Annotated in this window: 27 protein-coding genes; 9 read left to right on the top strand and 18 right to left on the bottom strand. The window is 58.1% G+C overall.

What is annotated here, in order from left to right; genetic code table 11:
* Positions 1-2: 2 nt before the first annotated feature.
* Positions 3-1961 carry a MacB family efflux pump subunit gene (locus CRP02_RS04360; protein ID WP_097170379.1) on the top strand — a complete coding sequence of 653 codons (1959 nt, stop codon included), beginning with the start codon at positions 3-5 and terminating at the stop codon, positions 1959-1961.
* Between the two features lie 16 nt (positions 1962-1977).
* Here the strand turns inward: CRP02_RS04360 and CRP02_RS04355 are convergent, their stop codons facing one another.
* Complete coding sequence (locus CRP02_RS04355; RefSeq protein WP_003517889.1) at positions 1978-2214, bottom strand: acyl carrier protein; 237 nt, start codon at positions 2212-2214, stop codon at positions 1978-1980.
* A 309-nt stretch (positions 2215-2523) separates the two neighbouring features.
* On the opposite strand from CRP02_RS04355, the gene CRP02_RS04350 reads away from it, so the two are divergent.
* A complete protein-coding gene (locus CRP02_RS04350) occupies positions 2524-3621 on the top strand; it encodes an acyltransferase family protein (protein ID WP_097170378.1) in 1098 nt (365 codons plus the stop codon).
* 270 nt (positions 3622-3891) lie between these two features.
* On the opposite strand, the gene CRP02_RS04345 is transcribed toward CRP02_RS04350, so the two are convergent.
* The 13 genes from CRP02_RS04345 to CRP02_RS04285 all read right to left on the bottom strand — a co-directional run bounded on the left by CRP02_RS04345 (position 3892) and on the right by CRP02_RS04285 (position 12801).
* Positions 3892-4203, bottom strand: a complete 312-nt coding sequence (locus CRP02_RS04345) for a hypothetical protein (protein WP_003517885.1) — start codon at positions 4201-4203, stop codon at positions 3892-3894.
* A gap of 13 nt (positions 4204-4216) precedes the next feature.
* Positions 4217-4510 carry a hypothetical protein gene (locus CRP02_RS04340; RefSeq protein WP_013761399.1) on the bottom strand — a complete coding sequence of 98 codons (294 nt, stop codon included), beginning with the start codon at positions 4508-4510 and terminating at the stop codon, positions 4217-4219.
* 639 nt (positions 4511-5149) lie between these two features.
* A complete protein-coding gene (locus CRP02_RS27455) occupies positions 5150-5290 on the bottom strand; it encodes a hypothetical protein (RefSeq protein WP_003517881.1) in 141 nt (46 codons plus the stop codon).
* Between the two features lie 90 nt (positions 5291-5380).
* On the bottom strand, positions 5381-5665 hold the full coding sequence (locus CRP02_RS04335) for a hypothetical protein (RefSeq protein ID WP_003517879.1): 285 nt from the start codon (positions 5663-5665) through the stop codon (positions 5381-5383).
* Positions 5666-5812: 147 nt separating this feature from the next.
* The gene (locus CRP02_RS04330) at positions 5813-6028 is read right to left on the bottom strand and encodes a hypothetical protein (protein ID WP_003517878.1); all 216 of its coding nucleotides are present in this window, start codon (positions 6026-6028) and stop codon (positions 5813-5815) included.
* A 30-nt stretch (positions 6029-6058) separates the two neighbouring features.
* Positions 6059-6295 carry a 30S ribosomal protein S21 gene (gene rpsU / locus CRP02_RS04325; protein ID WP_003517876.1) on the bottom strand — a complete coding sequence of 79 codons (237 nt, stop codon included), beginning with the start codon at positions 6293-6295 and terminating at the stop codon, positions 6059-6061.
* A 27-nt stretch (positions 6296-6322) separates the two neighbouring features.
* Positions 6323-6613 (bottom strand): hypothetical protein, encoded by a 291-nt coding sequence (locus tag CRP02_RS04320; RefSeq protein WP_003517874.1) that lies wholly within the window; start codon positions 6611-6613, stop codon positions 6323-6325.
* A gap of 109 nt (positions 6614-6722) precedes the next feature.
* Complete coding sequence (locus CRP02_RS04315; protein WP_003517872.1) at positions 6723-6932, bottom strand: cold-shock protein; 210 nt, start codon at positions 6930-6932, stop codon at positions 6723-6725.
* 479 nt (positions 6933-7411) lie between these two features.
* The gene (locus CRP02_RS04305) at positions 7412-8647 is read right to left on the bottom strand and encodes a Gfo/Idh/MocA family protein (protein WP_097170377.1); all 1236 of its coding nucleotides are present in this window, start codon (positions 8645-8647) and stop codon (positions 7412-7414) included.
* A 20-nt stretch (positions 8648-8667) separates the two neighbouring features.
* Complete coding sequence (locus tag CRP02_RS04300; protein ID WP_097170376.1) at positions 8668-9489, bottom strand: sugar phosphate isomerase/epimerase family protein; 822 nt, start codon at positions 9487-9489, stop codon at positions 8668-8670.
* Positions 9490-9540: 51 nt separating this feature from the next.
* Complete coding sequence (locus CRP02_RS04295) at positions 9541-10704, bottom strand: dihydrodipicolinate synthase family protein (RefSeq protein ID WP_097171239.1); 1164 nt, start codon at positions 10702-10704, stop codon at positions 9541-9543.
* A 10-nt stretch (positions 10705-10714) separates the two neighbouring features.
* On the bottom strand, positions 10715-11857 hold the full coding sequence (locus CRP02_RS04290) for a Gfo/Idh/MocA family protein (protein ID WP_179783937.1): 1143 nt from the start codon (positions 11855-11857) through the stop codon (positions 10715-10717).
* Between the two features lie 245 nt (positions 11858-12102).
* The gene (locus tag CRP02_RS04285) at positions 12103-12801 is read right to left on the bottom strand and encodes a TetR/AcrR family transcriptional regulator (RefSeq protein ID WP_003517856.1); all 699 of its coding nucleotides are present in this window, start codon (positions 12799-12801) and stop codon (positions 12103-12105) included.
* Positions 12802-12920: 119 nt separating this feature from the next.
* On the opposite strand from CRP02_RS04285, the gene CRP02_RS04280 reads away from it, so the two are divergent.
* The 4 genes from CRP02_RS04280 (at position 12921) to CRP02_RS04265 (ending at position 17203) form a co-directional block, all read left to right on the top strand.
* Positions 12921-14210: an ABC transporter substrate-binding protein gene (locus CRP02_RS04280; RefSeq protein ID WP_097100266.1), complete on the top strand. Its 1290-nt coding sequence runs from the start codon at positions 12921-12923 to the stop codon at positions 14208-14210.
* Between the two features lie 6 nt (positions 14211-14216).
* A complete protein-coding gene (locus CRP02_RS04275) occupies positions 14217-15170 on the top strand; it encodes a carbohydrate ABC transporter permease (protein ID WP_174002656.1) in 954 nt (317 codons plus the stop codon).
* Positions 15163-16038: a carbohydrate ABC transporter permease gene (locus tag CRP02_RS04270; RefSeq protein ID WP_013761392.1), complete on the top strand. Its 876-nt coding sequence runs from the start codon at positions 15163-15165 to the stop codon at positions 16036-16038. The genes CRP02_RS04275 and CRP02_RS04270 overlap by 8 nt, the downstream gene beginning before the upstream one ends.
* An 88-nt stretch (positions 16039-16126) precedes the next feature.
* Positions 16127-17203, top strand: a complete 1077-nt coding sequence (locus tag CRP02_RS04265) for an ABC transporter ATP-binding protein (protein ID WP_097170375.1) — start codon at positions 16127-16129, stop codon at positions 17201-17203.
* A gap of 218 nt (positions 17204-17421) precedes the next feature.
* Here CRP02_RS04265 and CRP02_RS04255 read toward each other — a convergent pair whose 3' ends face one another.
* From CRP02_RS04255 to CRP02_RS04240, 4 genes are read right to left on the bottom strand one after another with little or no spacing between them, the layout of a single operon-like run.
* The gene (locus CRP02_RS04255) at positions 17422-18198 is read right to left on the bottom strand and encodes a sugar phosphate isomerase/epimerase family protein (protein ID WP_097170374.1); all 777 of its coding nucleotides are present in this window, start codon (positions 18196-18198) and stop codon (positions 17422-17424) included.
* Positions 18195-19211: a hydroxyacid dehydrogenase gene (locus CRP02_RS04250; protein WP_097170373.1), complete on the bottom strand. Its 1017-nt coding sequence runs from the start codon at positions 19209-19211 to the stop codon at positions 18195-18197. Before CRP02_RS04250 ends, CRP02_RS04255 begins: the two co-directional genes overlap by 4 nt.
* On the bottom strand, positions 19208-21085 hold the full coding sequence (locus CRP02_RS04245; RefSeq protein WP_097170372.1) for a DUF2264 domain-containing protein: 1878 nt from the start codon (positions 21083-21085) through the stop codon (positions 19208-19210). Before CRP02_RS04245 ends, CRP02_RS04250 begins: the two co-directional genes overlap by 4 nt.
* Complete coding sequence (locus tag CRP02_RS04240) at positions 21078-22142, bottom strand: LacI family DNA-binding transcriptional regulator (RefSeq protein WP_097170371.1); 1065 nt, start codon at positions 22140-22142, stop codon at positions 21078-21080. The genes CRP02_RS04245 and CRP02_RS04240 overlap by 8 nt, the downstream gene beginning before the upstream one ends.
* Before the next feature lie 112 nt (positions 22143-22254).
* Here CRP02_RS04240 and CRP02_RS04235 point away from each other — a divergent pair, with 112 nt between their 5' ends.
* The 3 genes from CRP02_RS04235 (at position 22255) to CRP02_RS04225 (ending at position 26280) form a co-directional block, all read left to right on the top strand.
* Positions 22255-23547: an ABC transporter substrate-binding protein gene (locus CRP02_RS04235; RefSeq protein WP_097170370.1), complete on the top strand. Its 1293-nt coding sequence runs from the start codon at positions 22255-22257 to the stop codon at positions 23545-23547.
* Between the two features lie 169 nt (positions 23548-23716).
* A complete protein-coding gene (locus CRP02_RS04230; RefSeq protein WP_097170369.1) occupies positions 23717-24646 on the top strand; it encodes an ArsR/SmtB family transcription factor in 930 nt (309 codons plus the stop codon).
* Between the two features lie 122 nt (positions 24647-24768).
* Complete coding sequence (locus tag CRP02_RS04225) at positions 24769-26280, top strand: alpha-N-arabinofuranosidase (RefSeq protein WP_097170368.1); 1512 nt, start codon at positions 24769-24771, stop codon at positions 26278-26280.
* The last annotated feature ends 4 nt before the right edge of the window (positions 26281-26284 follow it).

Here is a 26284-nt window from a genome sequence, read left to right as displayed (position 1 = left end):
CCATGGCTGATCCTCTGATTTGCCTTAAATCCGTGCGGCGGGATTATCCGTCCGGTGAAGGTACGATTACGGTACTCAAGAATATCGACCTCACCATAGAGGCCGGCGAGATGGTGGCGATCGTCGGCGCTTCCGGATCGGGCAAGTCGACGCTGATGAATATTCTCGGTTGCCTCGACCGGCCGACGTCAGGGAGCTACAGCATCAGGGGCCGGGAGACGGGCAATCTCGATGCAGACCAGCTTTCGGAATTGCGGCGAGAAAATCTCGGTTTTATCTTCCAGCGTTACCATCTGCTTGCCGAACTGACAGCGCTCGGCAATGTCGAAATTCCGGCGATCTACGCCGGAAAGTCACAAGGCGATCGCAGGAGCGATGCCGCCAGGTTGCTCGGCCGCCTTGGCATGGCGGACCGCCTCGATCACCGTCCGGGCCAGCTTTCCGGCGGCCAGCAGCAACGCGTTTCCATCGCCCGCGCCCTGATGAACGATGCCGAAATCATTCTTGCCGACGAGCCGACCGGTGCGCTCGACAGCGCGAGCGGCGACGAGGTGTTGCGCATCCTCGACGAGCTGCATGCCGAAGGGCGCACTGTCATTATCGTTACGCATGATATGTCAATTGCGCGACGTGCCGGACGGATCATCGAAATCAGCGACGGCGCCATCATTTCCGACCGCAGGGCGGATCCCGCGCCGGTTCGGAAGGATGATGCCAAGCCCGCTGTCGTTTCCGGCGGCTCCTCCAGTCTCGCCGGTCTCGCATCCTCGCTGCGGGAGGCATTGCGCATGGCGCTCCTGTCGATGCGGGCGCACAAGCTGCGCAGCTTTCTCACCATGCTCGGTATCATCATCGGCATCGCCTCGGTCATCAGCGTCGTGGCGCTAGGGCAGGGGTCACAGCAGCGCGTGCTGCAGAATATCTCAAGCCTCGGCACCAACACGCTGGAAATTTTCGCGGGCAAGGATTTCGGCGACATAAGGTCGGGCAAGATCACCACGCTGGTCGTCTCCGATGCCGAGGCACTTGCCCAACAATCCTATGTCGCGGCTGTGACGCCGACGGTCTCGACCTCCAGTACGGTGCGTTTCGGCGCGAAGGAGGCGAATGCGCTCGTGAATGGTGTCAGCGAGCGGTATTTCGTCGCCAAGGGCACGAAGCTGTCACAGGGGCGCTTTTTTGATGCCGCAAGCGTCGCGCAGAAAGCCCAGGAGGTGGTGATTGACGAGAACACCCGCAAATCATTGTTTGCGGATTTCGACGGCAGCCCCATCGGTCAGGTCATTCTCATCGGCAAGGTGCCGGCCCGCATCGTAGGCATCACGCAGGCGCAGCAGGGCGGTTTCGGTTCAAGCCAGAACCTTTCACTTTATCTGCCCTATACTGCCGTCCAGTCACGCTTCCTCGGCAGCCTGTCGCTGCGCAGCATCACGGTGCAGGTGAGCGACGATATTGACGCCGCAATTGCCGAACAGGCGGTGACGGTTCTTCTGACCCAGCGACATGGAACGCGGGATTTCTACATTCTCAACACTGACGATATTCGCCAGACCATCACCAGTACAACGCAGACCATGACGCTGCTGGTTGCGGCGATCGCGGTGATTTCGCTTCTGGTCGGCGGCATTGGGGTGATGAACATCATGCTCGTTTCCGTTTCCGAACGTGTATCGGAAATCGGCGTGCGCATGGCAGTCGGCGCACGGCGCAGTGACATACTGCGCCAGTTCCTGATCGAGGCAGTGCTCGTCTGCATCATCGGCGGAACGCTGGGAATTTTGGGCAGCTTCGGCTTTGGGGCGCTGTTCTCCGCCTTCAGCAGCAATTTCGCCATGGTCTATTCCACGGTGTCGATCATTGCTGCCTTCGTCTGCTCGACACTGATAGGTGTCGTTTTCGGCTATCTGCCGGCCCGCAACGCCTCGAACCTCGATCCTGTTGCGGCCCTGTCGGCGGGTTGATATCCGCTGCTGCCGGTCAAGCCTTGTTTTTTTCGATGAAGCGAATGGCGTCGCCAACGGTCAGGATTGTGCTTGCGGCGGAATCGGGGATTTCCACTCCGAATTCTTCCTCGATTTCCATGACAACCTGAACCACTTCGAGGGAATCGGCACCGAGATCGTCGACAAAATTAGCGTCATCGACAACCGTGCCGGGATCTGCGCCAAGCTGGTCAACGATGATTTTTTTAATACGGTCGGCGATGGTGGACATGGTGGGACTCCGCGAAAGTTGTTTGCCGCCGAACAACCTGTTTGAATTTGCGCCCAGGACACTTGCTAAAATCGAAACCGGTTTTTGCGAGGCGTGGTACACAGAGTCAGAAGGTCAAAGCATCGATGACATCCGGACGTAGCATGCCTTTGACGGCTGCGAAAGAGCGTGGCTCATGGGGAAGTGCCCATAAGAATTCGGGGTATGTTTGACGTTGAACAGTTTTTGACTGGATGCGATGAACCGCTGCGCTGTAAACCTTGTTTTCGTGAAGTAATTATAATCTAGTCCTCTCGAGCATCAACGCCCATGGTCCAGTCGTCCCCGGAACGCTTCATATTGCTCGATGGCATAAGGGGCGTAGCTGCGCTCTTCATCGTGCATCGCCATGCCGAACAGTTTTTCGGGAGAGACGACGCTTCGAGCTATCTCGCCGTCGATTTGTTCTTCGCCTTGAGCGGTTTTGTGCTGGCGCATGCCTACAGCATGAAACTGCGCGAAGGGGCGATTACGCCAGGCTTCTTCATGAAGGCGCGCCTTGCGCGACTTTATCCACTGTATGGGCTGGGGCTGGCGTTGATGGCGTCCTATTTCATCTGCCTCTACCTGTTGGGCCTGCCGACGCCGATCGATGATCTTCATCGCCACATCAATCCCGGCGAGCTGGCGATCGCGTTGTTGACCGGGCTTCTTTTCGTTCCGGCACCCTTCACGCTCACATTGAACGGCGCATTGTTTCTGGTGAGCCCGGCATGGTCGCTTTTCAACGAGCTGGTGGTGAACGCGGTTTACAGCCGTTGGGGTGTGCGGGCGACTACGAAACAGACAATCGTGGTTCTGGCTGTCAGCGCCTGCGTCCTTGTCGTGGCGGCCGCTGAGTTTGGGAAGTTGCATGCGGGGTTTCGCTGGCACGAAATGTATGCCGGCATGGGAAGGGTGTTTTTCTCGTTTTTCGCAGGCGTACTGGTTTACCGCTTCCGCAATCGCGTAACCGAGCTGAAGCCCGTCCATGCGGCCCTCTGTCTTCTGCTGGTCTGCGTCATCCTCGCCGTGCCGATTTCGCGTGAGCTTCGGCCATTCTTCGATCTCGCGGTGGTTCTGCTCGTCTGGCCGACGGTATTGTTCGTAGCCAGCAGGATAGTGCCGGGTCGCAGGGTGGGAATGTTGTCGACGTTTCTCGGCACAGCTTCCTACGCCGTCTATGTGCTGCATATTCCGCTGCTGGCCTGGACGGATTTTCTGATGCCTGCCGTTGATAGGGAAAACATCGCTTTGCCGGCCGGTGTCGCTTTCCTGATAGGGACGACGTGTCTGTCATGGTACCTGACGGTCTATTTTGATCAGCCAGTGCAGACGTGGCTCAAAGGTCGCCTGAGAAAGCGGGCAGGGGTCGGGCAACCGGTGTGATCGCGTCTTGTCGCTGCGGGGCTTCAGTAATGCGCGAAGATTGGAGCCGTGAGAACAAAGGCCGCGACGAGACTGATGATCGTCAGTTTCGCGGCACGCATGCGGCGCATTCTGCGGCCGCTCCAGTCATACGTCATACTCACCCTCCACGCAGACGCAAACTCTCGGACTTGATGTCCAACTAAATCAGTTTCTCCTGATATATCTCATTTGCCAAGTCATTATTGTTACCAGTGATTTTGGCGGACACCGTCCGCTTCGGGAGGCGCTTCAGGGAAAAAGCCGGATGAGTTGATTGTCTTTGAGTTTAAGGCGGCTTGCCTCATCGGAAGAAATGCAATGCTCTATGTTCTTTCGCAAGTCGTCGGGAACTATCGGCCCGCCGGCTTTCAAAAGCTTTTCGGTCATCGAAAAAAGAATGCCGAATTGGGTCTCGCATTCGGCCGATGTCAGCAGCAGCGGTAGCGACGGAACGGTGTTCGCCGTAAAGACGCTATCCGCCGTATCGTACATGGTGACGAGGTACCAGGTCAGAAATAGCCCCAGCCACAGGCCGGTGCTGACCATGATATATTCGCGCATCTGCTCTCTCCCCTCAATGGCGGTGGTAAAGCAGTGGCAGGCCCTGGATTGCATATCGGGGGAGTGGCTTCCACGGCTTGATACGGTCGTGTTTCTGCACGCCGAACAGGAAGCGCATTTCGTCGGTGAGGTCTGCCGGATCGGTCAAACCATCCTGATATAATTCAATAACCTTGCGGGCAGCTCTGTTGTGGAGCTTTTTGTCATCATCGTCGGAAAGGTGATTAAAACCGATGCTTTCGAGGACCAATTGAAGCATTTCGAGATCTTGAGAGGAGATCAGGCAGTTACGGGGCGCAGAAGACATGATGGCCTCTTTTCTTACTGGTTCAGAAAGCCGAAGCCTCGCGCGCGCCCTTAAAAGGCTGCACGGGACGCTCCAACGCTTTGAAACGATTCGCCGGTGCGGTCGATGACCGTTGCCGGTTTTCGGGGGGCATGTGCCTCAACGCGCCCTGGGAAATTCCGCACGGGGCGCTATAGACCGGAGGCATGTGCAAATGGGGCTTGAGACGGCAAGGATGCCTGACGGCGGTAACGCCCTTTAAGTACCGATGGGGAAGGGTGCGCTCTTTGCGCGCAATAGGCAAGTTAATTCCATAGCCCTTGACGAGTATGTGACCGGCGCGGCGACATTCATTATCTCACCAGGGCAGATAACAAAAAAGGCCGGGGCAATATTGCACCGACCTTCCTCATATCGCTATTAACACCAGTGCCAGTACATCCGTGGTCAAAAGTCTAAAGCGACGAAAACAACTGCGAACGACATATTTTGCGCTCACCAGCAGTTGCTGTATGAACTTTCTAGAGGAGCAATGTGGCCAAAACAAGTCCGCATTTCCAGTATATGTTTTATTTGTCGCGACCCTTTGCGTATCGGGTCGCGGTTTGGCAATTCGTGCCGGGGCGTCGCGCTGTTATGAGCGGGCTGTCCGGAACAATCCTACTTCTTCTTGCCATCCGCAGTTGTGGAGTTTGCGAACTTGACCTGCGTGCCGGCAGCTGGTGCCGCAGCCGGAGCTTTCGTCTTGTCCTTCTTCGGTTTGCGGACTTCTTTGTTGCTGCGTACTTGACCCTTGGCCATGGTGTCCTCCTGGTATTGAACTGATGTTGGATGTGGTTTGGTCCGGGGCATGATCGCGCGCCGCAGGCAGGCTGCGGGGCGGTTTCATCGTCAGGGGAAAGGCAGTCCGTTAAGCGGAAGTTTCCCGAAGGGAAGGGTTGGTTTGGAGAGGCGGATACGCCCTGCGTAGAAGGTTCTTCGCACCATGTCGGGCTGGAGGCCAAAATCAGGAAACGCCGCAAAGCCGGAGGATGCGCCGCGATCCTGATCTAGGCGCATGGCTGTTTCTTCGGCGGCACTGAGAAGCAGGCGAAGCGATGCGTTTTCCCGGTAACCCAAACCGCCGGTGCGGACGAGGTTCCGTGAAAGGCTTGATGAATAAAAGTCGGAAGACATCTCGTCCTCCTTTCGTTTGGGGGCGAGGACACTCTGCCCTCAAACACCAGCACTCTTCAGCGGATTGCTGACAGGCGAAGCGTGCGCCTGTTGCGTATCAGGTTCAAGAAGTTTTTCGGAAAGGTGACGTCAAAAAGTGCAACCGGGTTATTTCTTGCCGGATGACTTTTTGGTGCGGGTGGGTGGAGGGGCGGCGATTGCCGCCTCCTGAGCTTCGCGAAGTTGGCGAAGCCGTTCCGTCTTCTTGGCGCGCTGGTCGGATTCGGCGGTTATGATCTGTTTCGCCGCCTTGTCCGTTATGGATGCCTTGTCCTGCGAGGACAGCTTTCCGGGTTTGAAAACAGCCTCTTTTGTCGCGGTCATGGCATTCTCCTTTGCGGAGCGAATTGACAGTTATCGGGCGCGGGCAACCTTTTTGGGAGCAGGAAGCAGTCCCTCGCGCTGCAATTTTTTCTTCGCCATCTTGCGGTGGCGGCGCACAGCTTCGGCTTCTTCGCGGATACGCTTTTCCGACGGCTTTTCGTAAGATTCCCGTGCGCGCATCTCACGGAAGATACCCTCGCGCTGCATCCTCTTTTTCAAGACGCGGAGGGCTTGCTCTACATTGTTATCCCTGACGAGTACCTGCAACTTATCTCCTTAACGCAGCCATCGCTGCTATTTTTTGATTCTGATCGTATTCGAATTGATCCAGCTCGATCCCGCAACGCGCGAAGACGAGCCTTCGATTTCCACGGGCCGCGATGAAGACGCAGCCACATCGATTTCATCGAGCGCTATATTACGTTCGAAGTTCTCGTGCTGGAAACGCACCCTGTAGCGAACCGCACCTTGTTGTGTCTCTGGCAGAGCCGTTACGACCCGGCCTGGACCTTTGGGCTGGTTGGCCCCAAGTACGCCCGCCTTCAGAAAGATAGCATCGCCGGAACGATAAGGATTTTTGCGCATGAGAGCCTCCCCATGGCCAAAAAAACAAAAGGCCGGGATTTAACCCGACCTCTCACAATCACTCAGCGCCACTGCTGGTACATGCGTAGCCAGCGGGGCCGATGACAAATCAAGCTGCGCGAAGGTTGTCGGCGGAGCTCTTGCCGGACTTGCGGTCCTGCACGATGTCGTAGGTGATCTTCTGGCCGTCGTTCAGCGAACGCAGACCTGCGCGCTCAACAGCCGAAATGTGAACGAAAACGTCCGTGCCGCCGTTGTCAGGCTGAATGAAGCCGAAGCCCTTGGTGGCGTTGAACCACTTTACAGTACCAGTGTTCATAACGATTTCCTTTCGTAGTAATCGTTGTTGGTTTCCGCGATACCTTGCGGAATTAGATCGATTATTTGAGAGGAAATCCGACGGGAACGTAGAGTCCCAGGAGCGACGTCACAAGCAATTGTCGATTTGCCGAATATAGCCTCAATTTTTGATTTTGCAATGGGCCGATGCGGAAAAATGCGCCATCTGGCGATTGCACTTGTCGGTTCCGGTGTCTCTTCCTGCGTCAGCGGCGCGATTTCGGTTTTTTCTCTTCCCTGTTCATATCACGCCCCACCCATTTGAAAAAAAGGATCAGGCTGGTGCCGATGATGATGAGCGGAATGAAGGATTCGAAACTGGACATGATTCACTCTTTCTTCCCCCGATCATCGTTTTACCGGTATGGAGGAAGCGCGTAATCTGCAGAATGTTATCCGTTCTTTTTTGGCAATTGCGGCCTGCGGACCGCCGTTGAAAGCACCGCAGGCCGAAAATATCTAGATGGGCAGGGATTTCACCGCCGCTGCACCACCCTCGCGGGCGCTTTTCAATGCGGCTACGCCGCAGAGTACGGACATGGCGCCGGCGCGCGAACCCGCCCGCTGCCGCAGCCGGTCGTTCGAACCGGGCTTGAAGATCATGTCTCGCATGCGATTGTCGCCGCCATAATGGCCGCCCGGCTCATGCGGCACCCAGATACGCTCGACACCACCACCGAAACTTTTCACCAGCAGGATTTCGTCGGCTGGGGGCTCAGTCCACGGCTGCTTTTCATATTGGCGCATCTCGATGCGGCCTTTATGGCCGTTAAACGCGATGTGGTGTCCCTCGATTGGCATATAGGTATTGAGCGAATAGGAGACCTGCACACCGTTCGCATAGCGAATCGAGGCACTCATCGTGTCGGGAATGTCGATCTCCTCGCGAAAGACGCAGGCGTCACGCATATAGCCGTCGATAGTCGACGGGTCCTCGTAAAGCGCGTCCAGGAACGGATCGGCCGCGAGATCCATGAAATAATCGCACTCGCCCTTGTGCGGACAGGTACGACAGCGCGTTCCCCGGAACGGTCCGTTCTTGCCATAATGCAGCAATTGCCCAAAGCCCTTCACTTCCACCGGGTCGGAATCGAGATACCAATTCAGAAGATCGAAGTGGTGCGTGGCCTTGTGGACGAACAGGCTGCCTGAATGTTCGGTGAAAGCGTGCCACCGGCGGAAATAATCCGCACCGTGCTGGTTATCGAGATACCAGTGGAAATCTACCGAGGTAACGGTGCCGATCGCGCCGTCGTCGATCAGCTCCTTGATGCGCGCCGCCGTCGGTGAAAAGCGATAATTGAAGGAAACGTCGACGCGGCGGCCGCTTTTGGCCTCCGCCGCGCGGATGCGGTCAATCTTTTCCGGGGTGGTGGTCATAGGTTTTTCGCTGATGACATCGGCACCGCCCTCGAGCGCGCGGATAATGATGTCGTCATGAGTATCATCGGGCGTGCAGACGATTACCAGTTCCGGGCGTTGCTCGACCATCATCCGGTCGAAGTCGTCGTAAAGCGGAGCGGCCGACCCCATCATGGCGCGGGCCCGTTCTGCGCGCATCAGGTTCAGGTCGCAAATGCCGACCAGTTCGACATAGTCGCTCCACCCGGCCAGAAGTTCGCGCCCCCACATGGTGGTGCCACGATTGCCGGTGCCGACCAGTGCATAACGTTTGCGTTTCACCCTTTCAGGCATTTCCTTACTCCCGAACCCAATCAACAAACGGTTTTAAAACGCTCGACGACGGTGGACAGAACCTCGTCCACCGGGCGTGCCTGCCAACGATGCGAAAAAATCTCGACTTCCTGCGGACCGGAAAAGCCGGCGGCCTCGATCATGGCGCGAAATGCCTTGAGGTCAATCATGCCGTCGCCCATCATGCCGCGATCGTTGAGCGGATCGGTGGTCGGCACCAGCCAGTCGCAGATATGGTGTGCCAGTATCTGCCCGTTTCGCCCGGCGCGCGCCACCTGTTCCTCCAGCTCCGGGTCCCACCAGACGTGATAGACGTCGATGGCCACACCGGTTCCGGCACCCAGCCGGTCGCAGAGGTCGAGCGACTGTTTCAGAGTGTTGAAGCAGGCGCGGTCGGCGGCATAAAAGGGGTGCAACGGTTCAATGGCAAGCGGCACGCCGGCTGCCCTCGCATAGGGAAGAAGTTCGGCCATGCCGTCCTCCACCATCTGCCGTGCACCCTTCAAGTCTCGAGAACCGGCGGGCAGGCCGCCCACGACAAGCACTAGGCAATCTGCCTTCATGGCGGCGGCTTCGTCCACGGCGCGTTTATTGTCCTCGATGGCGCGGCTGCGGCCTTCTGCATCGGGGGCGGGGAAAAAGCCGCCCCGGCAATGGCCGCTGAGACGAAGGCCGTTCTGCTCGACAATGCGTGCTGCTTCAGCAAGGCCTGCAGCGTGAACCTGCTCGCGCCAAGGAGAGATGGTGGTGATGCCATGCGCAAGGCATGCATCCACGATTGCCCCGAAGGAACGTCCCTGCCGCACGGTGGCAAAATTTATTGAAAGGCCCTCAACGCCCATAACGGTACTCCTCCCTTTTGCGAAGGCCTCCAGCCACCTTCGCTCTCGCGCTTAACCAATGCCTCTGACAGCCAGAAACTGCTTCATGCGATGCGTCGCCACATCCGGTTCGGCAAGCACATTGGCCTTGTCCGCCAGCCGGAAAAGCTCGGCGAAATGCCGCGTGGAGCGGGCGCTTTCCTGCCCGCCAACCATGGTGAAATGGTCCTGCAAGCCGTTCAGATAGGCGAGAAAAACCACGCCGGTTTTGTAAAAGCGGGTCGGCGCCTTGAAGATATGGCGCGAAAGCGCCACCGTTGGCTCCAGAATGTCGAAGAATTCATTATCTGCACCGCGCTTCAGGCTGGCGAGCGCCTTGGATGCCGCCGGAGCAATGGCATCGAAAATGCCGAGCAACGCGTCCGAATGACCATTTTCATCACCGGCGATCAGTTCGGCATAATTGAAGTCGTCGCCGGTATACATGCGAACACCAGCGGGCAGGCGGCGGCGCATGACGATTTCCTTTTCCTTGGATAGAAGCGAAATCTTGATGCCGTCGATCTTGTCTGCATTCTCCTCGATCATGGCAAGGCAGGTGTCCATCGCCGCCATATGGTCGCGGGCACCCCAGTAGCCCTCAAGTGCAGGATCGAACATTTCTCCCAGCCAGTGGATAACCACCTTGTTCTCGGCACGGGAAAGAACCCTGGCATAGGCCTTGAGATAGTCGTCCGGGGAGCGGGCGGCAGCGGTGAGCGCCCGGCTTGCCATCAGGATCACGCGTCCGCCTTCTCCCTGAACAAAATCAAGCTGTTCCAGGTAGGAGTCGATAATCTGGTTCAGGTCATATCCGCCGCCGTCAAGATGATCCGTGCCGACGCCGCAGGCGATCAGCGCATCCTTGCGGGTGGCCGCTTCCTTCAGCGAACGGGAGATCAGTTCCTGCGCCTGCGGCCACGCCAGTCCCATGCCTCGCTGGGCCGTATCCATGGCCTCAGCAACACCCAGGCCCAGGTCCCAAAGGCGGTGACGGAAGCGCAAGGTAGCGTCCCAGTCGATGGCGGGCGTCAACCATGGGTCATTGTCGGCAAGGGGATCGGCCACCACATGGGCGGCGGCGAAGGCGACTCGATTGAAATCCGCCGCACTTCGTTTCTCAATGGCGACCGGCGTGCCTGATAGCCTGTAGACCTCGATGCTGCGGTCTTCCTTTGGAAGCTTGAGTTCGCTCACGGTCACCTCCTCAGGAAAGTGCGGGAACGTCGAGCCAGCGGCGTTCCTTCCATGATCTCAGCCCCAGTTCGGCCAGCTGCACGCCCTTCACGCCCTCCATCAGCCCATAGGGCCATGGGTCGTCATCGACGAGGTGACGCACGAACATTTCCCACTGCGCCTTGAAACCGTTGTCATAAGTGACGTTGTCAGGCACTTCCTGCCAGGTCTTGTAGAAATCGATGGTCTGCGGCTGGTCAGGGTTCCACACCGGTTTCGGCGTATTGGTGCGGTGCTGGGTCCAGCATTTGGTTAGACCCGCCACGGCCGAACCATGCGTGCCATCAACCTGAAACGTCACGAGATCGTCGCGGCGCACACGCACCGCCCAGGAAGAGTTGATATGGGCGATGGCGCCGCCTTCCAGCTCGAAGGTGGCGTAGGCGGCATCGTCGGCGTCGGCCGCATAGGCGTGGCCCTGTTCATCGAAACGCTCGGGGATATGGGTGGCGCCGAGGCAACTTACGGATTTCACCGGTCCGAACAGATTATCGAGCACATAACGCCAGTGGCACAGCATATCGAGGATGATGCCGCCGCCATCCTTCAGGCGGTAATTCCACGAGGGACGCTGCGCCGGCTGCCAATCGCCCTCGAAAACCCAATAGCCGAACTCGCCGCGCACCGAGAGGATCTTGCCGAAAAAGCCGCTGTCACGCAGCATCGCCAGCTTGCGAAGGCCGGGCAGGAACAGCTTGTCCTGCACCACGCCGTGTTTGATCCTGGCGCTTTCGGCCAGTCTGGCAATTGCCAGCGCCTCTGCCACGCTGTCGGAAATCGGCTTTTCGCAATAGACGTTCTTGCCCGCCTTGATGGCTTTTTCGAGCAGGCTACCACGCATCTGCGTCGTGCCGGCGTCGAAGAAAAGCGTGTCATCCGGGTTCGCAAGGGCGGCGTCGATATCGGTCGTCCAGCGCGCGACATTGTGCTTTTTAGCGATTTCCTCGATTTTCGCACCGTTTCGGCCGACCAGAATGGGGTCGAGCATGACCCTTTCGCCGCTCTTCAAAACCACGCCGCCCTGATCGCGAATGGCGAGAACGGAGCGCACGAGGTGCTGGTTGTAACCCATGCGGCCGGTGATGCCGTGCATGATGACGCCGATACGTTTCATGAATTTCCTCCCAAGGCGGCCTTTTCCCGAAAGCCGCTTCCGTCAAACATGGCAATTTGTAACCATTTGGTTATTTGTGGTCGTGAAGGATGCGATCTGTCAAGGTGTTTTTGGCAGGAAAATCACATGCTCTTGCGGCGGCAGGAATTACGGTTTTGTGCCGCGCCGCAAAAGGAAACGACGCGCTTCGCGGATGCGAATGGCGCGTCGTCGCTGTTGTTAAAGGGAAATTCGGTTTTTACGGCTCAGACCGGCCGCACCGCAGCAAGCAGGGTATCGACGATATGCTGGCCCCAGCGTTCGAGTTCGGCGGGGTCGGTCAGGTCGCGCTGGAAGATCGTCGACAGCGTGAATCGGTTCGACAGATAAAAGGCGCCGAGCGAGGCGATCGTCAGATAGACGTCGATCGGATCGAGACCGTCACGGAATTCGCCAGTGTCGCGGCCGCGCCGCAGCACGTCCTCAAGCTCGGAAATGAAGTTCGAATGCATCGCCGCAATCGTAGCAGATTGCCTGAGATATCGGGCTTTGTTGAGGTTTTCTGTTGCGAGAATGCTCAGAAATTCCGGGTGATCCAGAAAATAATGCCAGGTGAAAAGCGCAAGTTCCCGCAAGCCTTCCGAAGGCGCCTTGCGGGTCAGGTCCAGCCGCCGTTCGGTGTGGCGGATGTGGCGATAGGCGTCCTCCAGAACGGCGAGATAAAGCGCGTCCTTGTCGCCAAAATAATGGTAGATCATCCGCTTGTTGGTGCCGGCACGCCGCGCCACGACATCGATTCTCGCGCCCGCCAGGCCCTTCGCGGCCACCTCGCGGCGGGCGGCTTCAAGAATGGCGGCCCGTGTTCTCTCCGGGTTTCGCACCTGTGCCGCCCCGCGTTTGCGCTTGGGGGCAGGCGTTTCCTCGACGGCCGGATCGGGCAGCTGGTTTTTCGTCGTTTCGTCCATCTTAGCACCCGCTTGACAATGTTGGCGATCGGTGTTCCCATGTAACCAATTAGTTATAAAACGGCAATAGTCGTTTACCCCCATCATCAATTTGGCAGTCAATTAGGGAGGAGTTGCCAATGCCCGTGATGCTTCACAGGAGAAGTGTGCTTTCAGCAGGGCTTGCGGCCCTTTCACTCGCAACATTGGGAGGTGGTTCGGCGCAGGCTCAGGCCGCGCGGCTGCGTATGTTGTGGTGGGGATCGCAGGAGCGTGCGGATCGCACCAACAAGGCGATCGCCGCATATAAGCAAATAAAGCCGGATCTCGATATCGCCGGGGAATTTGCCGGTTGGAGCGACTACTGGCCGCGCCTTGCCACGCAGGTGGCAGGCCGCAACGCGCCTGATCTGATCCAGATGGATTATCGCTACATCTTCGAATATGGCCGGCGCGGCGCCCTTGCGCCACTTGACGACTATATCGGCAAGGGCCTGAAGATAGAAGATTTCGGCAAGATGAACATCGATTCCGGTCGGGTCGACGGCAAGCTTTACGGGGTTAATCTTGGAGTGAATTCCAGCGCTGTCTTCTTCGACAAGGCGGCCTGGGAAAAATCCGGCGCGACCCCGCCATCGATCGGGCAGACCTGGGAAGAGTTTGCAGAAAACGCCGCCAAGCTCAGCAAGAACAAACCCAAACCCGGTTACTACGCCACGGCCGATGCCAGCGGCGTCGAGCCGAGCTTCGAAAACTGGCTGCGTCAGAACGGCAAATCACTCTACACGCAGGATGGCGGTATCGGTTTTGATCCGACCGACGCGACCAAATGGTTCACCATGTGGGCGGATTTGCGCAAGAGCGGTGCATGCGTGCCGGCCGATATTCAGGCGCTCGACCAGTTGAATATTGAAACCAACGCGCTGACGACGGGCAAGGCGGCAACGGCATTTGCCCATTCCAACCAGTTTGTCGGCTATCAGGCACTCAACAAAGCCAAGCTGGCGATAACCTCCTACCCGAAAAGCAAGAAGGATGGTCCTTCCGGTCACTACCTGAAACCATCCATGCTCATCAGCGTCGCCAATGGCAGTGCCGGCATCGAGCAGGCGGTCGGTTTCATCAACTTCCTCGTTGCCGAACCACAGGGCGTCGATGTTCTGGGTGTGGAGCGCGGCGTTCCGGCATCGGAATCGATGCGTAACGCGCTGACCGCCAAGCTCGATGCCGTCAGCAAGAGCATGGTGGAATATATTGCCGAGATTACCCCCGGCGTTGGCGATCTGCCGCCGGCACCGCCTCCGGGTGCAGGCGAATTCGCCTTCGTCCTGAAACGTACAGCGGAAGAGATCGGCTTCGGCAAGATTTCGGCGGCTGAGGGTGGTGACCGGCTCGTCAAGGAATCCGAAACCGTCATTAAACGGAAGTGATGGCAGATGGCCTTTCGATCTGAAACTCTTGTGGAGGAGAGCCGTAGCGCGGCTCTCCCGAAGCGGGCAGGCGTGAAGCGGCTTTTGGACCGCAACGTTCACGCATACCTGTTTCTCCTGCCGTGGCTGATCGGTTTCTTCGGTCTCACCCTCGGGCCTGCGCTGGTGTCGCTTTATCTGTCCTTCACCAATTATGACCTGCTTCAATCCCCGGACTGGGTGGGGGCGGCCAATTATGTGCGCATCGCCACTGCCGACCCTAAATTCGCCGCCGCCATGCAGGTCACCTTTACCTATGTGCTGCTTTCGGTACCGTTGAAGCTGATCTTTGCGCTGCTGGTGGCGCTCGCCTTCAATCGCGGCATAAAGGGGCTCACGCTTTACCGGGCGATCTTCTATCTGCCGTCGCTGCTCGGTTCCAGCGTGGCGATCGCCGTTCTATGGCGGCAGCTTTTCGCGTCCGATGGCCTCGTCAATATGGTCCTGTGGCAGGTTTTCGGTTACGAGGGGCCAAGCTGGATTTCCAATCCGGACTACTCGCTCTACACGCTGGTGATCCTGTCCGTCTGGCAGTTCGGCTCGCCAATGATCATCTTCCTCGCAGGGCTCCGGCAAATCCCGCAGGATATGTACGAGGCCGCCGATATCGACGGCGCGAGCAAGATGCGGCAGTTCTTCCGCATTACGCTGCCGCTGTTGACGCCGGTTATCTTCTTCAACGCCGTGATCCAGACGATCGACGCCTTCAAGGCCTTCACGCCCGCCTTCATCATTTCCGAAGGCACGGGCGGGCCGATCAACTCGACGCTGTTCTACACGCTCTATCTCTATCAGGAAGCCTTCGGTTTCTTCCGCATGGGATATGCCTCGGCGCTTGCCTGGATTCTCGTGATCATCATCGCGCTGTTCACGGCCTTCTCGTTCCTCAGCGCGAAATACTGGGTGCATTACGATGACTGACGCTGTTACCGCTCCCCGGCCGGGACAAGGCCCGCAACGCTCACCGCTAATGTCGGTTTTGCTGCATGCGGCGCTGATCCTTGCCTCCTTTGCGATGCTTTATCCGATCCTGTGGATGATTTCGGGTTCGTTCCGCCCGCAGGACGAGCTGTTCGGTTCCTCCTCGCTCATTCCTTCGTCGGTCGATTTCGGAGGCTATATCCGCGGCTGGACCGGGCTTCAGGTCAGTTTCGGGCAATTCTTCTGGAACTCGTTCTTCATCTCGGTGCTCGCCACCATCGGCAACGTCGTTGGCTGTTCACTTGCCGCCTTCGCTTTCGCCCGCCTGCGGTTCGGCGGGCGCAATTTCTGGTTCGCGCTGATGCTCGGCACCTTGATGCTGCCCTATCACGTGGTGCTCATCCCGCAATATATCCTGTTTCTGGAAATGGGCTGGGTGAATACGTCGCTGCCGCTGATCGTGCCGAAATATCTGGCAACCGACGCCTTCTTCATCTTCCTGATGGTGCAGTTCTTCCGGGGGATTCCGCGTGAACTGGATGAGGCAGCTGTGATGGACGGTTGCTCGCCGTTCCGCATCTACTGGAAGATCATGCTGCCCCTCTCACTGCCGGTTCTGGCAACAGCCGCGATCTTTTCCTTCATCTGGACCTGGGACGATTTCTTCGGTCCGTTGATCTATCTGAACGACATCAACACCTACACCGTACAGCTCGGCCTCAGATCCTTCGTGGATTCCACCGGCAGCTCGGATTGGACGTCGCTTTTCGCCATGTCCAACCTGTCGCTGGTACCGGTCTTCCTGTTCTTCCTGTTCTTCCAGCGGCTGCTGATTGAAGGCATCGCCACCACCGGAATGAAACGCTGAACGGACGAAACGGGACCGAAAACGAATTGCAGAACATCAACACCGTCGCGGCTGCCTTGTCTGCAGCGCGACGGTCGGGAGAAACAGCATGGCAAGCAGCATTACTCTGGAAAAAATCGTCAAGCGGTTCGGCGCTTTTCCGGTCGTTCACGGCATCGATCTCAAGATCGAGCCGGGCGAGTTCACCGTTTTCGTCGGGCCCTCGGGCTGTGGCAAATCCACGCTTTTGCGTATGATCGCCGGTCTGGAGGAAATCTCCGAGGGTGATCTTCGCATCGATGGCGAAAGGGTCAACGAAACAGCCGCTTCCAAGCGCGGCATCGCCATGGTGTTCCAGTCCTATGCGCTCTATCCGCATATGAGCGTTTACAAGAACCTCGCTTTCGGGCTGGAGACGGCGGGTTACAAGAAACCGGAAGTCGAGGCGCGGGTGCAGAAAGCTGCCGATATCCTGCAGATCGGTCCGTTGTTACAGCGCAAGCCGAAGGCGCTTTCTGGCGGCCAGCGCCAGCGTGTCGCCATCGGTCGGGCGATCGTCCGCGAGCCGAAAATCTTCCTGTTCGATGAACCCCTGTCCAACCTCGATGCGGAACTGCGCGTGCAGATGCGTGTCGAAATCGCCAAGCTGCACCAGACGCTCGGCAGCACCATGATCTATGTGACGCATGACCAGGTGGAGGCTATGACCATGGCCGACAAGATCGTGGTCCTGCGTGACGGCCGCATCATGCAGGTCGGCCGCCCGCTTGATCTCTACAACAATCCCGCCAATCAGTTCGTGGCGGGTTTCATCGGTTCGCCAAAGATGAACTTCCTTTCCGCGAAAGTGGCTTCAGGCGACAGCTCCAACCGTACCATCGAAGTCGCCGGCCAGCGCATTCTGCTGGAAAAGCCGGTCGCGGCTGAGGACGGCGAGCCACTCACCTTCGGCATTCGTCCCGAACACGTAAACCCGCAGGCGCAATCGGCCTCGCTTGGCGATGCGTCCATCCAGCTCGTTGAACATCTCGGCGGTTCCACGGTCGTTTATACCAGCACCCCAGATGGTCAGCCCGCCACCCTGCTGCTGGACGGCCAGCGCCACATCCGCATCGGCGAGACCATTCCCTTTGCGTTTGATCTGGCGAAGACGCATCTGTTCGGGGCGGATGGGCGGCGGATATAAGAGGAAAAACCGGATGGGGGAGGAGCAGACCTTCCCTTATTCCTGTGCTTGTCATAGGAATCCAGCCGACGCGTCTGCGCGGCGAAGGAAATCATTCAGCCCAAAGACTTGGGCTGGCTGGATCCCTGTGGGAGGTACAGGGATGAGGGCAGTGGGCGGTTGTGATGGATAGCGAATTTTAGTTCGCCTCGTCGGTTTTCGATAAAAAACAAGCGGTTCTAAGAACCGGCGAGAATCTCGCTCAGCACCGCCGCATCTTCCGAGAACTGGCCGACATTGTCACCTTTGACAAACTCCAGCATCGCATAAGCTGGTTTAGCCCAGTCGCTTACTGGCAAAGCATCAACGCAAGCCCGCCAATAGTCCGCGCGCTCGCCGAGCGGCAGGCGGCTGGCATCGGTGAGCCACGCGAAGACGTGCAGGTGGCAGATGCGCAAGCCGAGCGCGGATATTTCCGCAAGGGCGTCATCCAGCGGTAGACCTGGGGCTGGCTGCCAGTAAAAGAAGAGGTTGGGCATCGGCAAATCCTGCATGAGTTGCAAGGCCGAAGGCAGCGTGTCGGTCAGCGAATTGGGGTGATATTCGAGGCCGATTGTCATTCCGTAGTCGTCCGCCCGCCGGGCAAGTGCCGCCAATGCGTCGGTCGCCGCACGGCGTTCCCCTGGTGAATAATCCACGGATGGGCGTTTGCGGCTGCCGGGCCAGATGCGGATATGGCCGGTGCCGAGCGCTTTCGCGGTTTCGAGAACTGCGGTCACATCTTCTGCCGCAAAATCCGGTGCGAAAATGTAGGATCCGTACGACGAAACGGTAAGACCGGCTTTCACCGTATGCGCCGCCACATCCCTTGCATTTTCGAGGTCGCCAGGTGGCACATGGATATCGGCACCCCATTCTATCGCCTTGATGCCATTTGCGACGGCAAGGTCAATCACGGCCTGCGGCGTCACGGACCTGAAGGTGACAGAGCAGAGGCCCGGCTCGAAAATTCTCATGCGATCAGTTCCAGATGTTCCGGACGTACCTGTTGTTGCAATGGTTCTGCGCGGCAGAAGCGTTCGATCTCGGCAATCGCCATGTCGCCGAGCCGGGCGCGTTCGAGGCCGACGGCGCCGGCGATATGCGGCGTCAGGAACACGTTCGGCAGGCTGTAAAAGGGTGACCCCGGTGGCGGAACTTCCGGATCGGTCACGTCGATGACGGCCTCTATGCGTCCGGTTTTCAGTTCCGCCAGCAGGGCGTCTTCGTCCACCAGCGCGCCGCGGGCCGTGTTGATCAAGGTCGCTCCGTCCTTCATCAGGGCAAGCGCATCGGCGCCGATCATGTGCCGGGTTTGCGGCAGGGATGGCGCGTGCAGGGAAATGACGTCACTTACCGCCATAAGCTCACGGAGCGATACGAGACGCACACCGAGCTTTTGTGCCTCCACCGCGCTTAAAAACGGGTCGAAAAGGATGAGATCGAGATCGAAGGGCTGCAGCAGATTGATGACCCGACGCCCGATGCGTGACGCCCCGACAATGCCGACGGTCAGGCCGAGATTGCCGATGACCTGCGACTGCAGGCGGTCGACGTTTCGCCGCGCGCGATCCTCTCCGTAGATGCGCCGGAAACCGAAGGTACGCTTGCCAGAAAGCAGGATCATTGCCAGCGTAAACTCCGCGACCGGCTGCGCATTTGCCTCGGCCGCGCTGCACACCGTGACGTTTCGTTCGAAAACCGCCTGGGACAGGAAGTATTTCACCGTCCCGGCGGCATGCGAAATCAATCGAAGGTTCGGCATCATTGCCAGTTCCCGCATGTCGATCTCGGGGCAACCCCAGCCAGTCAAAAGAATATCTGTCCTCTCCAACTGGGCTGTCACAGCTGGGTCGTGAAAATCGCAGATCGGCCGCGTGTCGAGGATGTCGACGCTCTGCGACAGCTTTTCAAGCGCCTGTGGCGTCAGCACATGCTGCGTCCGCTCCGGGTCCATGGCAAGGCTGAGACGCGGAAGCGGGCTCATCATTGCGGTTCTCCCGCCGCTGCCATGCTGCTTACTGGAACACCGCACTCAACAAACAGGCGGTCAAGCGCCTCCATGTCCGGAAGTGCGGGAACTGTTGTCAAAGCTGTCTCGCTTTCAGGTCCCGCCAGTCCCACAAAGACGGCGCAGGAAAGCAGGGTTTTGCCCGCTGGAATGTCGCCCCGCAATTGCGGCACCGTGGTTTTGGCATTGATGAGGTTGGTATTGGGTAGCGCCTTCAACGCCACGCCCTGGCGGGATGTGCTGGAGCCGAGATCGATGATGGCGGATATGTCGGTGCCGCAATCGACCGTTGCCCGGCCGCTGTCTTCGGTCACTGCATCGCGGTCGCCATCGTTGCGGTTTATCGCAAAGCCGCCTTCGACGACCGAAAGTGGCCGGGCAGATGTAATCCGGTGCAACCGGATATGCCACTCTCCGGCGGCAACCAGCGTCGTTTCGACCTCGACATCGGGGAATGGGTTCCAAGTCGCTCGAAGATTAGTGCCAGCCAAGAGCACGGTGCGGTTGGTTTCTCGTACCCGGTAGTGGCGGCCATCTTCGGAAAAGGCCAGCATATTGTCGAAACCATTGGTCTTGAAACCGCGCTCGTCCACTTCCACGCCGAAAGCGTAACGCGAGGAATAGGCGAATTTGGCATATTTCTCCGGCCCGCCACGCATGGAAAGGTTTTCCTGCCCACTCGTCAGCGCCGTGACGTTGCCCCTACTGCGCATCATCACCATGCCGGGATGAACGAGCGGCCGTGGTTTTGTGGATGTGTCTGGCAGCTTTTCCTCCGCCTGCCAGAAGGGGTGGCTTTCCGGCAAGGCGAGCGGCAGGAAGGCCTTGAAGGCCCAATAGGGCGAACCCGCCGAATTATAGCTTTCCGACATGGTCAGCTGCGGATAGGCGTAACCGATGGAAAGCACGCCGTCGCGGTCGGCAATCGGCTTTCCCGCCCACCAGCGCAGATGTTTCAGATAAAGCCCCTTGATCTCGCCCCAGGGCATCGCTTCCTCATCCGCGAAGGCGAGGGCACCCCAGAAGCCGCCGCAGGCGAAACGGTAGGTCATGGAGCGGCCAAAGGCCAGCGCGCCACCATCCTCATCGAACCAGCTTGCGAAATCCCCGGCAAACAGGCGGGCACGTTCCCGGTAACGTTCGGCATATGCATCATCCGGTTTGCTGATTTTCGCGTAGATCAGCCCGTAAAAATGCATGGCGAAGGCGATGTAGTGGTCGATGCGGCGATAGTTGCCGTCGCGATACCAGCCTTCGGCGATGTAAAATCCGTCCAGCTCTTTCAGATATGTTTCGGTGAGGCTCCGGTCGAATTCGATACCGAGATGATCGAGCGCCGCATCGACCATCACCCGGAAAAACTTCCAGTTATTGTCGGCATAGATGCGCTCGCGCGCCGCCAGAAGATAATGGCGCACATTCGCCTTTTGCGCTTCGGACAAGGGTTCCCACAGATGTTGCGGCGCAAGCCGAAGCGCAAAGCCGAGGGCGGCCAGTTCCACCAGCCGCTGATCCTTCTGCCGCACATCGCCCCAGTAATCGGCGTGGGCGGGATCGGTGCCATTGGCGATGCCTCTGGCCAGAAGCGGCCAATGGGCGAAGGCATCGCCGCTGAGCGCAAGCGGCGCGATGCCCCAGAGTGGTCGCGCAAATCCTTCCAGATCGGCCGCTGCCCGGTCGAAATGCGCGGCGGTGCCGCTTAGCGTCACTCTTGCGCCGCTCTCTGAGAAATAGGGAAGCAGCGGTGCGAAACTGTCGTCCAATGCCCGCCTGACGTCGGCGCGGGTCTTGAGTGGATTGCCGTAAAGCGGATTGAAGCGGGTCATTGGATCATGGTTTGCTGGATCATGCATCGCGCACCGCCTTTGCCTTCTTTTTTGCCTGACCGGCGGTCTGTCCTTCCACAAGCTGTACACCCAGCTGAACCTGCCGGGCATTGGCCGATGGTTCGGACAGCCGGCGGCGCATCAGCTCCACTGCCTCACGGGCGATCTCGCGGCGGTCTACCCGGATTGTGCTGAGCCGGGGAGTGGAAAGTTCGGCGAAGGGCAGGTCGTCGAAGCCGATTATGGAAAGATCGTCCGCTACACCGAGGCCAAGCTCTTGTGCTGCTCCCAGCGCGCCGAGCGCGATCGCATCGTTCATGCAGAATATACCAGTCAGATCGGGGTTTCTGGCCAGCAGCTGACGAACCGCATCACCGGCCTGCCCGAAGCCGCTATCCGCCGTCGAAAGCAGAAACTCCTCATAGGTGGCACCCTCTTCCTCGATGATAACCTGCCGAAAGCCCCGCATGCGTTCTCTTATTGTGTGACGGTGTTGCGGACCGATATAGGCGACCTTGCGGTGTCCAAGTTCCAGCAGCCGCCGCGCCGCCATCGCCCCGCCGTAAAAATTGGAGGGTGAGACACAATCCAGCATCATCGAGGGGTCGGCGCTATTGACGAGAACCGGTTGCAGCACACCCTGCGTGATGCGGTGGATGATCTCCTCTTCGGGGTCAAGACCAATGGCGAGAAGGCCATCGACCTCGCAGACCCGCTGTGTAAGGGCGTCGTCGATCTGCCTCTGGTGCAGCAGCCGGATATCAAGTTCGAAACCCTCTGTCTGGGCAAGGCTGCGCAGCATGTCGAAAATATCGTGATAAAAGGCGCCGATATCGCCGGTCGCTCGTTCGGCGGACATAAGGGCGAGGATTTTCTTGCCCTCCAGCGAGATGCCGCCGGTCTGGCTCGTGACTGGCCGCAGCGGATAACCAAGTTCCGCCGCCACGCCCAGAACCTTGGTCTGGATCGATGCGCTGATGCCTTTTTCCCCGGCGAGAACCCGTGAGACGGTGCTGATGGAAACCCCTGCACGCTGGGCGATATCCGACTGGCGCGGGCGGCTGATGTCGGGCGTATCGTTCATGTCGTCTCCTGCGCTTGCAAAAAATTCTATTATGATGCAAATATTGCAAATAATGAAAATTTGCAAGAATTTAAGTGATGAATGAGAAATTTGCAAAACGCGGGAGGAGCAGATGCAAACTATCGATAGACGTGGATTTTTGGTGACGGCGGCACTGGCAGGTCTTGGCGCGGCGGCGGGCGGTTTCCGCGCGATGGCGGCCGAAACCCGGCTTCGTTGCGTATGGTGGGGTTCGGCTGACCGCAACAAGCGCACCAATGATGTGATCGCCCTCTACCAGAAGGCCGATCCACAAACGGTAATCAGCGGCGAGATGATCGCCGGTTCCGACTATTGGACCAAGCTTGCGACGTCCATGGCGGGACGTAACGTCGCCGATATCTTTCAGCTCGAGCCTTCCACCATTGCCGATTATTCCGGCCGTGGCGCCTGCATGGAACTTGACCAGTTTGTCGGCTCGTCGCTTGATCTTTCCAATTTCGGCAAAAGCGAAGTCGATCTTTGCCGCATCGACGGCAAGCTTTACGGCGTCGGTCTCGGGCTGAATTCGTTCTGCATGATGTATGATGCAGAGACGCTGAAGGAGGCCGGCGTCTCCGTGTCGAAGGAGCAGATCACCTGGAAGGCGCTGGCGGAACTGGCGCGCGATTTCAAGAAGAACGCTCCGGCGCGCCGCAATTATTGGGCGGTGCCCTATGGCGCCCGTTATCACTACGTCTTCGATGTCTGGCTGCGCCAGCGCGGCAAGCTCCTGTTCCAGGACAGCACCATCGGTTTCAACAAGGAAGATGCCAAGGAATGGTTCGCCTATTGGGAGGATCTGCGCGAGAACAAGCTTTGCGTTTCTGCCGATATCCAGACGCGCGATGACAATACCATCGAATCCAACGCGCTGACCCTTGGCAATTCCGCAATCGGCTTTGCCTATTCCAACCAGCTTGTCGGTTACCAGGCGCTCAACAAGAAGACGCTGTCGATCGGCATGCTTCCGGGCGAGGGGGCGGGAAAACCGACCGGGCATTATTACCGGCCTGGGCTTATCTGGTGCATTTCGTCCACCTCCACCACTCCGGAAGCAGCGGCGAAGTTCATCAACTTCTTCGTCAACGATCTGGAAGCGGGCAAGGTTCTCGGCGTCGAACGCGGCGTTCCGCCGGCGAAGAAAGTGCGCGAAGCTGTGTTGCCAAGCCTCAACGAGACCGAACGCAAGACGGTGGACTACATCGAGAGCCTATCCGGCAAGCTCGATACCTATCCGGAGCCTGCCCCCATCGGCGCCAATGAGTTCGACCGTGGGGTGATGCGTCCTATTGCCGACTCACTCGCCTTTGGCCGCGCCACTGTGGATGAGGCAGCGCAGAATCTTGTCGATACCGGCACCCGCACGTTGCGCAAGCGCGGGTAAGGAAAAAGAGGTAGCGCATGCGGTATCGAAACCGCCTGCGCTGCCTCCATTCGCAATCATTCCTTGCGTGTCTGACTTTGAATATATCGACACGACAAACAATGCTGGACAGCATAAAATATTTAAGCCAGAAATTCTGATCTAGATCGCTAAATCTGAAGATTAGACAATGGCTCCCAATTTCCTACTTATTGACGCTGAAAAAGAATTCGATGTTTTGAAGGCGGCGGCGTCGCTGATTCGTGTGCAGATATTGAAGCTGCTGCACGAGGCCAACGGTCTCAATGTCAACGAGATCGCGCAGAGGCTGGACCTTCCCCAGTCCACCGTGTCGGCCGGTGTGACCGTTCTTGAAGAGGCGGGGCTGCTGCGAACCGAAACGCGCAAGGCGCGCAAAGGCAGCCAGAAAATCTGTTTTGCGACCTGCGACGAGCTCATCGTTTCGTTTCGAAGCCCCGAGACGCCAGCTGTATCCAACTACATTGCCGTCGCCATGCCGCTCGGCCTCTATACGCAGAGTTCGGTGACCGCGCCTTGCGGCATCTGTTCGCCGGAGGGCATTATCGGACTTCTGGATGTCCCTGATACCTTCATGGATCCGGACCGCATGAAGACTGCACTTTTGTGGTTCACATCGGGTCATGTCGAGTATCAATTCCCCAATAATGCCAAGATTCAGGGCCGAAACGTCGAGGAAGTCGAGTTTTCGATGGAGGTCAGTTCTGAGGTGCCGGGAACGCACAGCAACTGGCCGTCCGACATTACCCTCTCCGTCAACGGCAAGGAAATCGGGGTCTGGACCTCGCCCGGCGATTTCGGCGATAAGCGGGGTACGTTTACGCCCGACTGGTGGAAACTGTCCGGCTCGCAGTATGGAATGCTCAAAACCTGGCGCATTACCGCCCAGGGAACCTATGTCGACGGTACGCGCATATCCGATGTGACGCTTGCGGATATAGATCTGTCCAGCCACCGCTCAATCCGTCTGCGGATCGAGGTAAAGGCGGATGCAAAGCATCCGGGCGGGCTCAATATCTTCGGCCGGGGTTTTGGGAATTACGATCAGGACATCGTATTGCGTCTGCGTACCGTAGACTGATCGGGCCAATTTCATAAAGTATGATTTTCGCGGTTGACAGGCGCGGCTTCCCTTGGCAACTATATTATGAAATATGGTTTATATCATATTTTAAGATATAAATGCGCATGGGAGGAGAGCCTATGAAAGCGCGGGTTTCAGTCCACCGGGACTTCCGGATTGGGCGTATCGACGATCGCCTATATTCCGCCTTCATCGAACATATGGGGCGGGCGATCTATGGCGGGATTTACGAGCCCGGCCATCCGCAGGCGGATGAAAACGGCTTTCGCAAGGATGTGCTGAAATTCGTGCAGGATCTGAAAATCCCGGCGATCCGTTATCCCGGCGGCAACTTCGTTTCGGCCTATCGTTGGGAAGACGGCATCGGCCCCCGCGATAAGCGACCCGTGCGGCTTGATCTTGCGTGGCGCTCCAAGGAAACCAACCAGATCGGCGTCAACGAGTTTGCAGACTGGGCGTCGATGGCCGGCATCGAGATGATGCTCGCCGTCAATCTCGGTTCCCGTGGTCTGGATGATGCCCGCAACTTTCTCGAATACGTGAATTTCCCCGGCGGGACCGAGCTTAGCGATCTTCGCCGCAGCCACGGCGCCGAAAAACCGCATGGCGTGAAGATGTGGTGCCTCGGCAACGAGATGGACGGCCCCTGGCAGATTGGCCACAAGACGGCGGTAGAGTATGGCCGGCTGGCAAACGAGACCGCGAAAGCCTTCAAGGGTTTCGACCCTACCATCGAGGCAATCGTCTGCGGAAGTTCCAACGACGGCATGCCGACCTATCCCGAATGGGAGCGCGAGGTGCTGGAAGAATGCTACGAGAATGTGGACCACATCTCGCTGCATAAATATTTCGGCAATAACAGCCGCGATACGCTGAATTACTTCGGCAAGATCGAAGAAACCGGGCGTTACATTCAGACTATCGCCGGTGTCATCGATTACGTGAAAGCCAAGAAGCGCGCCAAGAACGATGTCTCCATCTGCTTCGACGAGTGGAATGTCTGGTACCATATCCGCGAAGACGACGGTAAACGCATCAAGAGCTGGGACTGGCCGGAAGCGCCTGCACTTCTGGAGGAGACCTACAATTTCGAGGATGCTCTCTTCGTGGCCGGGTTGCTCAACGAGTTCATCCGTCGCTCGGACAGGGTGCGCATCGCCTGCATTGCCCAGCTCGTCAATGTCATCGCCCCCATCCGCGCTGAAAAGAACGGACCGGCATGGCGCCAGACCATCTATTATCCCTATCAGTTCGCCTCGCTTTATGGTCGCGGCGTTGCACTGAACATTGCCGTCGATTGCCCGACCTACGACTGCAACGCGGCCGATGACGTCAAATATCTCGATGTCGCCGGCGTGTTCGATGAGGAAGAGGGCATTGTGACGCTGTTTGTCCTCAATCGTCATCTGACCGAAGCAGCAGAGCTCAATGTCGGTCTCACCGGCTTTTCGCCTGTGTCACTCAGCCTGCATCTTTCTATGGCGGGATATGATCTGAGGATCGGCAACGGTCCGGATCAACCTGACCGCGTCGTGCCGGTGCCGGGCAGCGGCATTGGTGTCGAGGATGGGACGCTCAAAGGCTCCGTGCCGGCGCTGTCCTATCATGTTCTGCGCGTGAAGGTTCAGTGAGGCG

Source organism: Rhizobium sp. AN5 (assembly GCF_900215255.1).
Taxonomy (GTDB): domain Bacteria; phylum Pseudomonadota; class Alphaproteobacteria; order Rhizobiales; family Rhizobiaceae; genus Agrobacterium; species Agrobacterium tumefaciens.
Note: the sequence above shows the minus strand (reverse complement) of the source record. Positions and strands in the feature narration are given on the sequence as shown.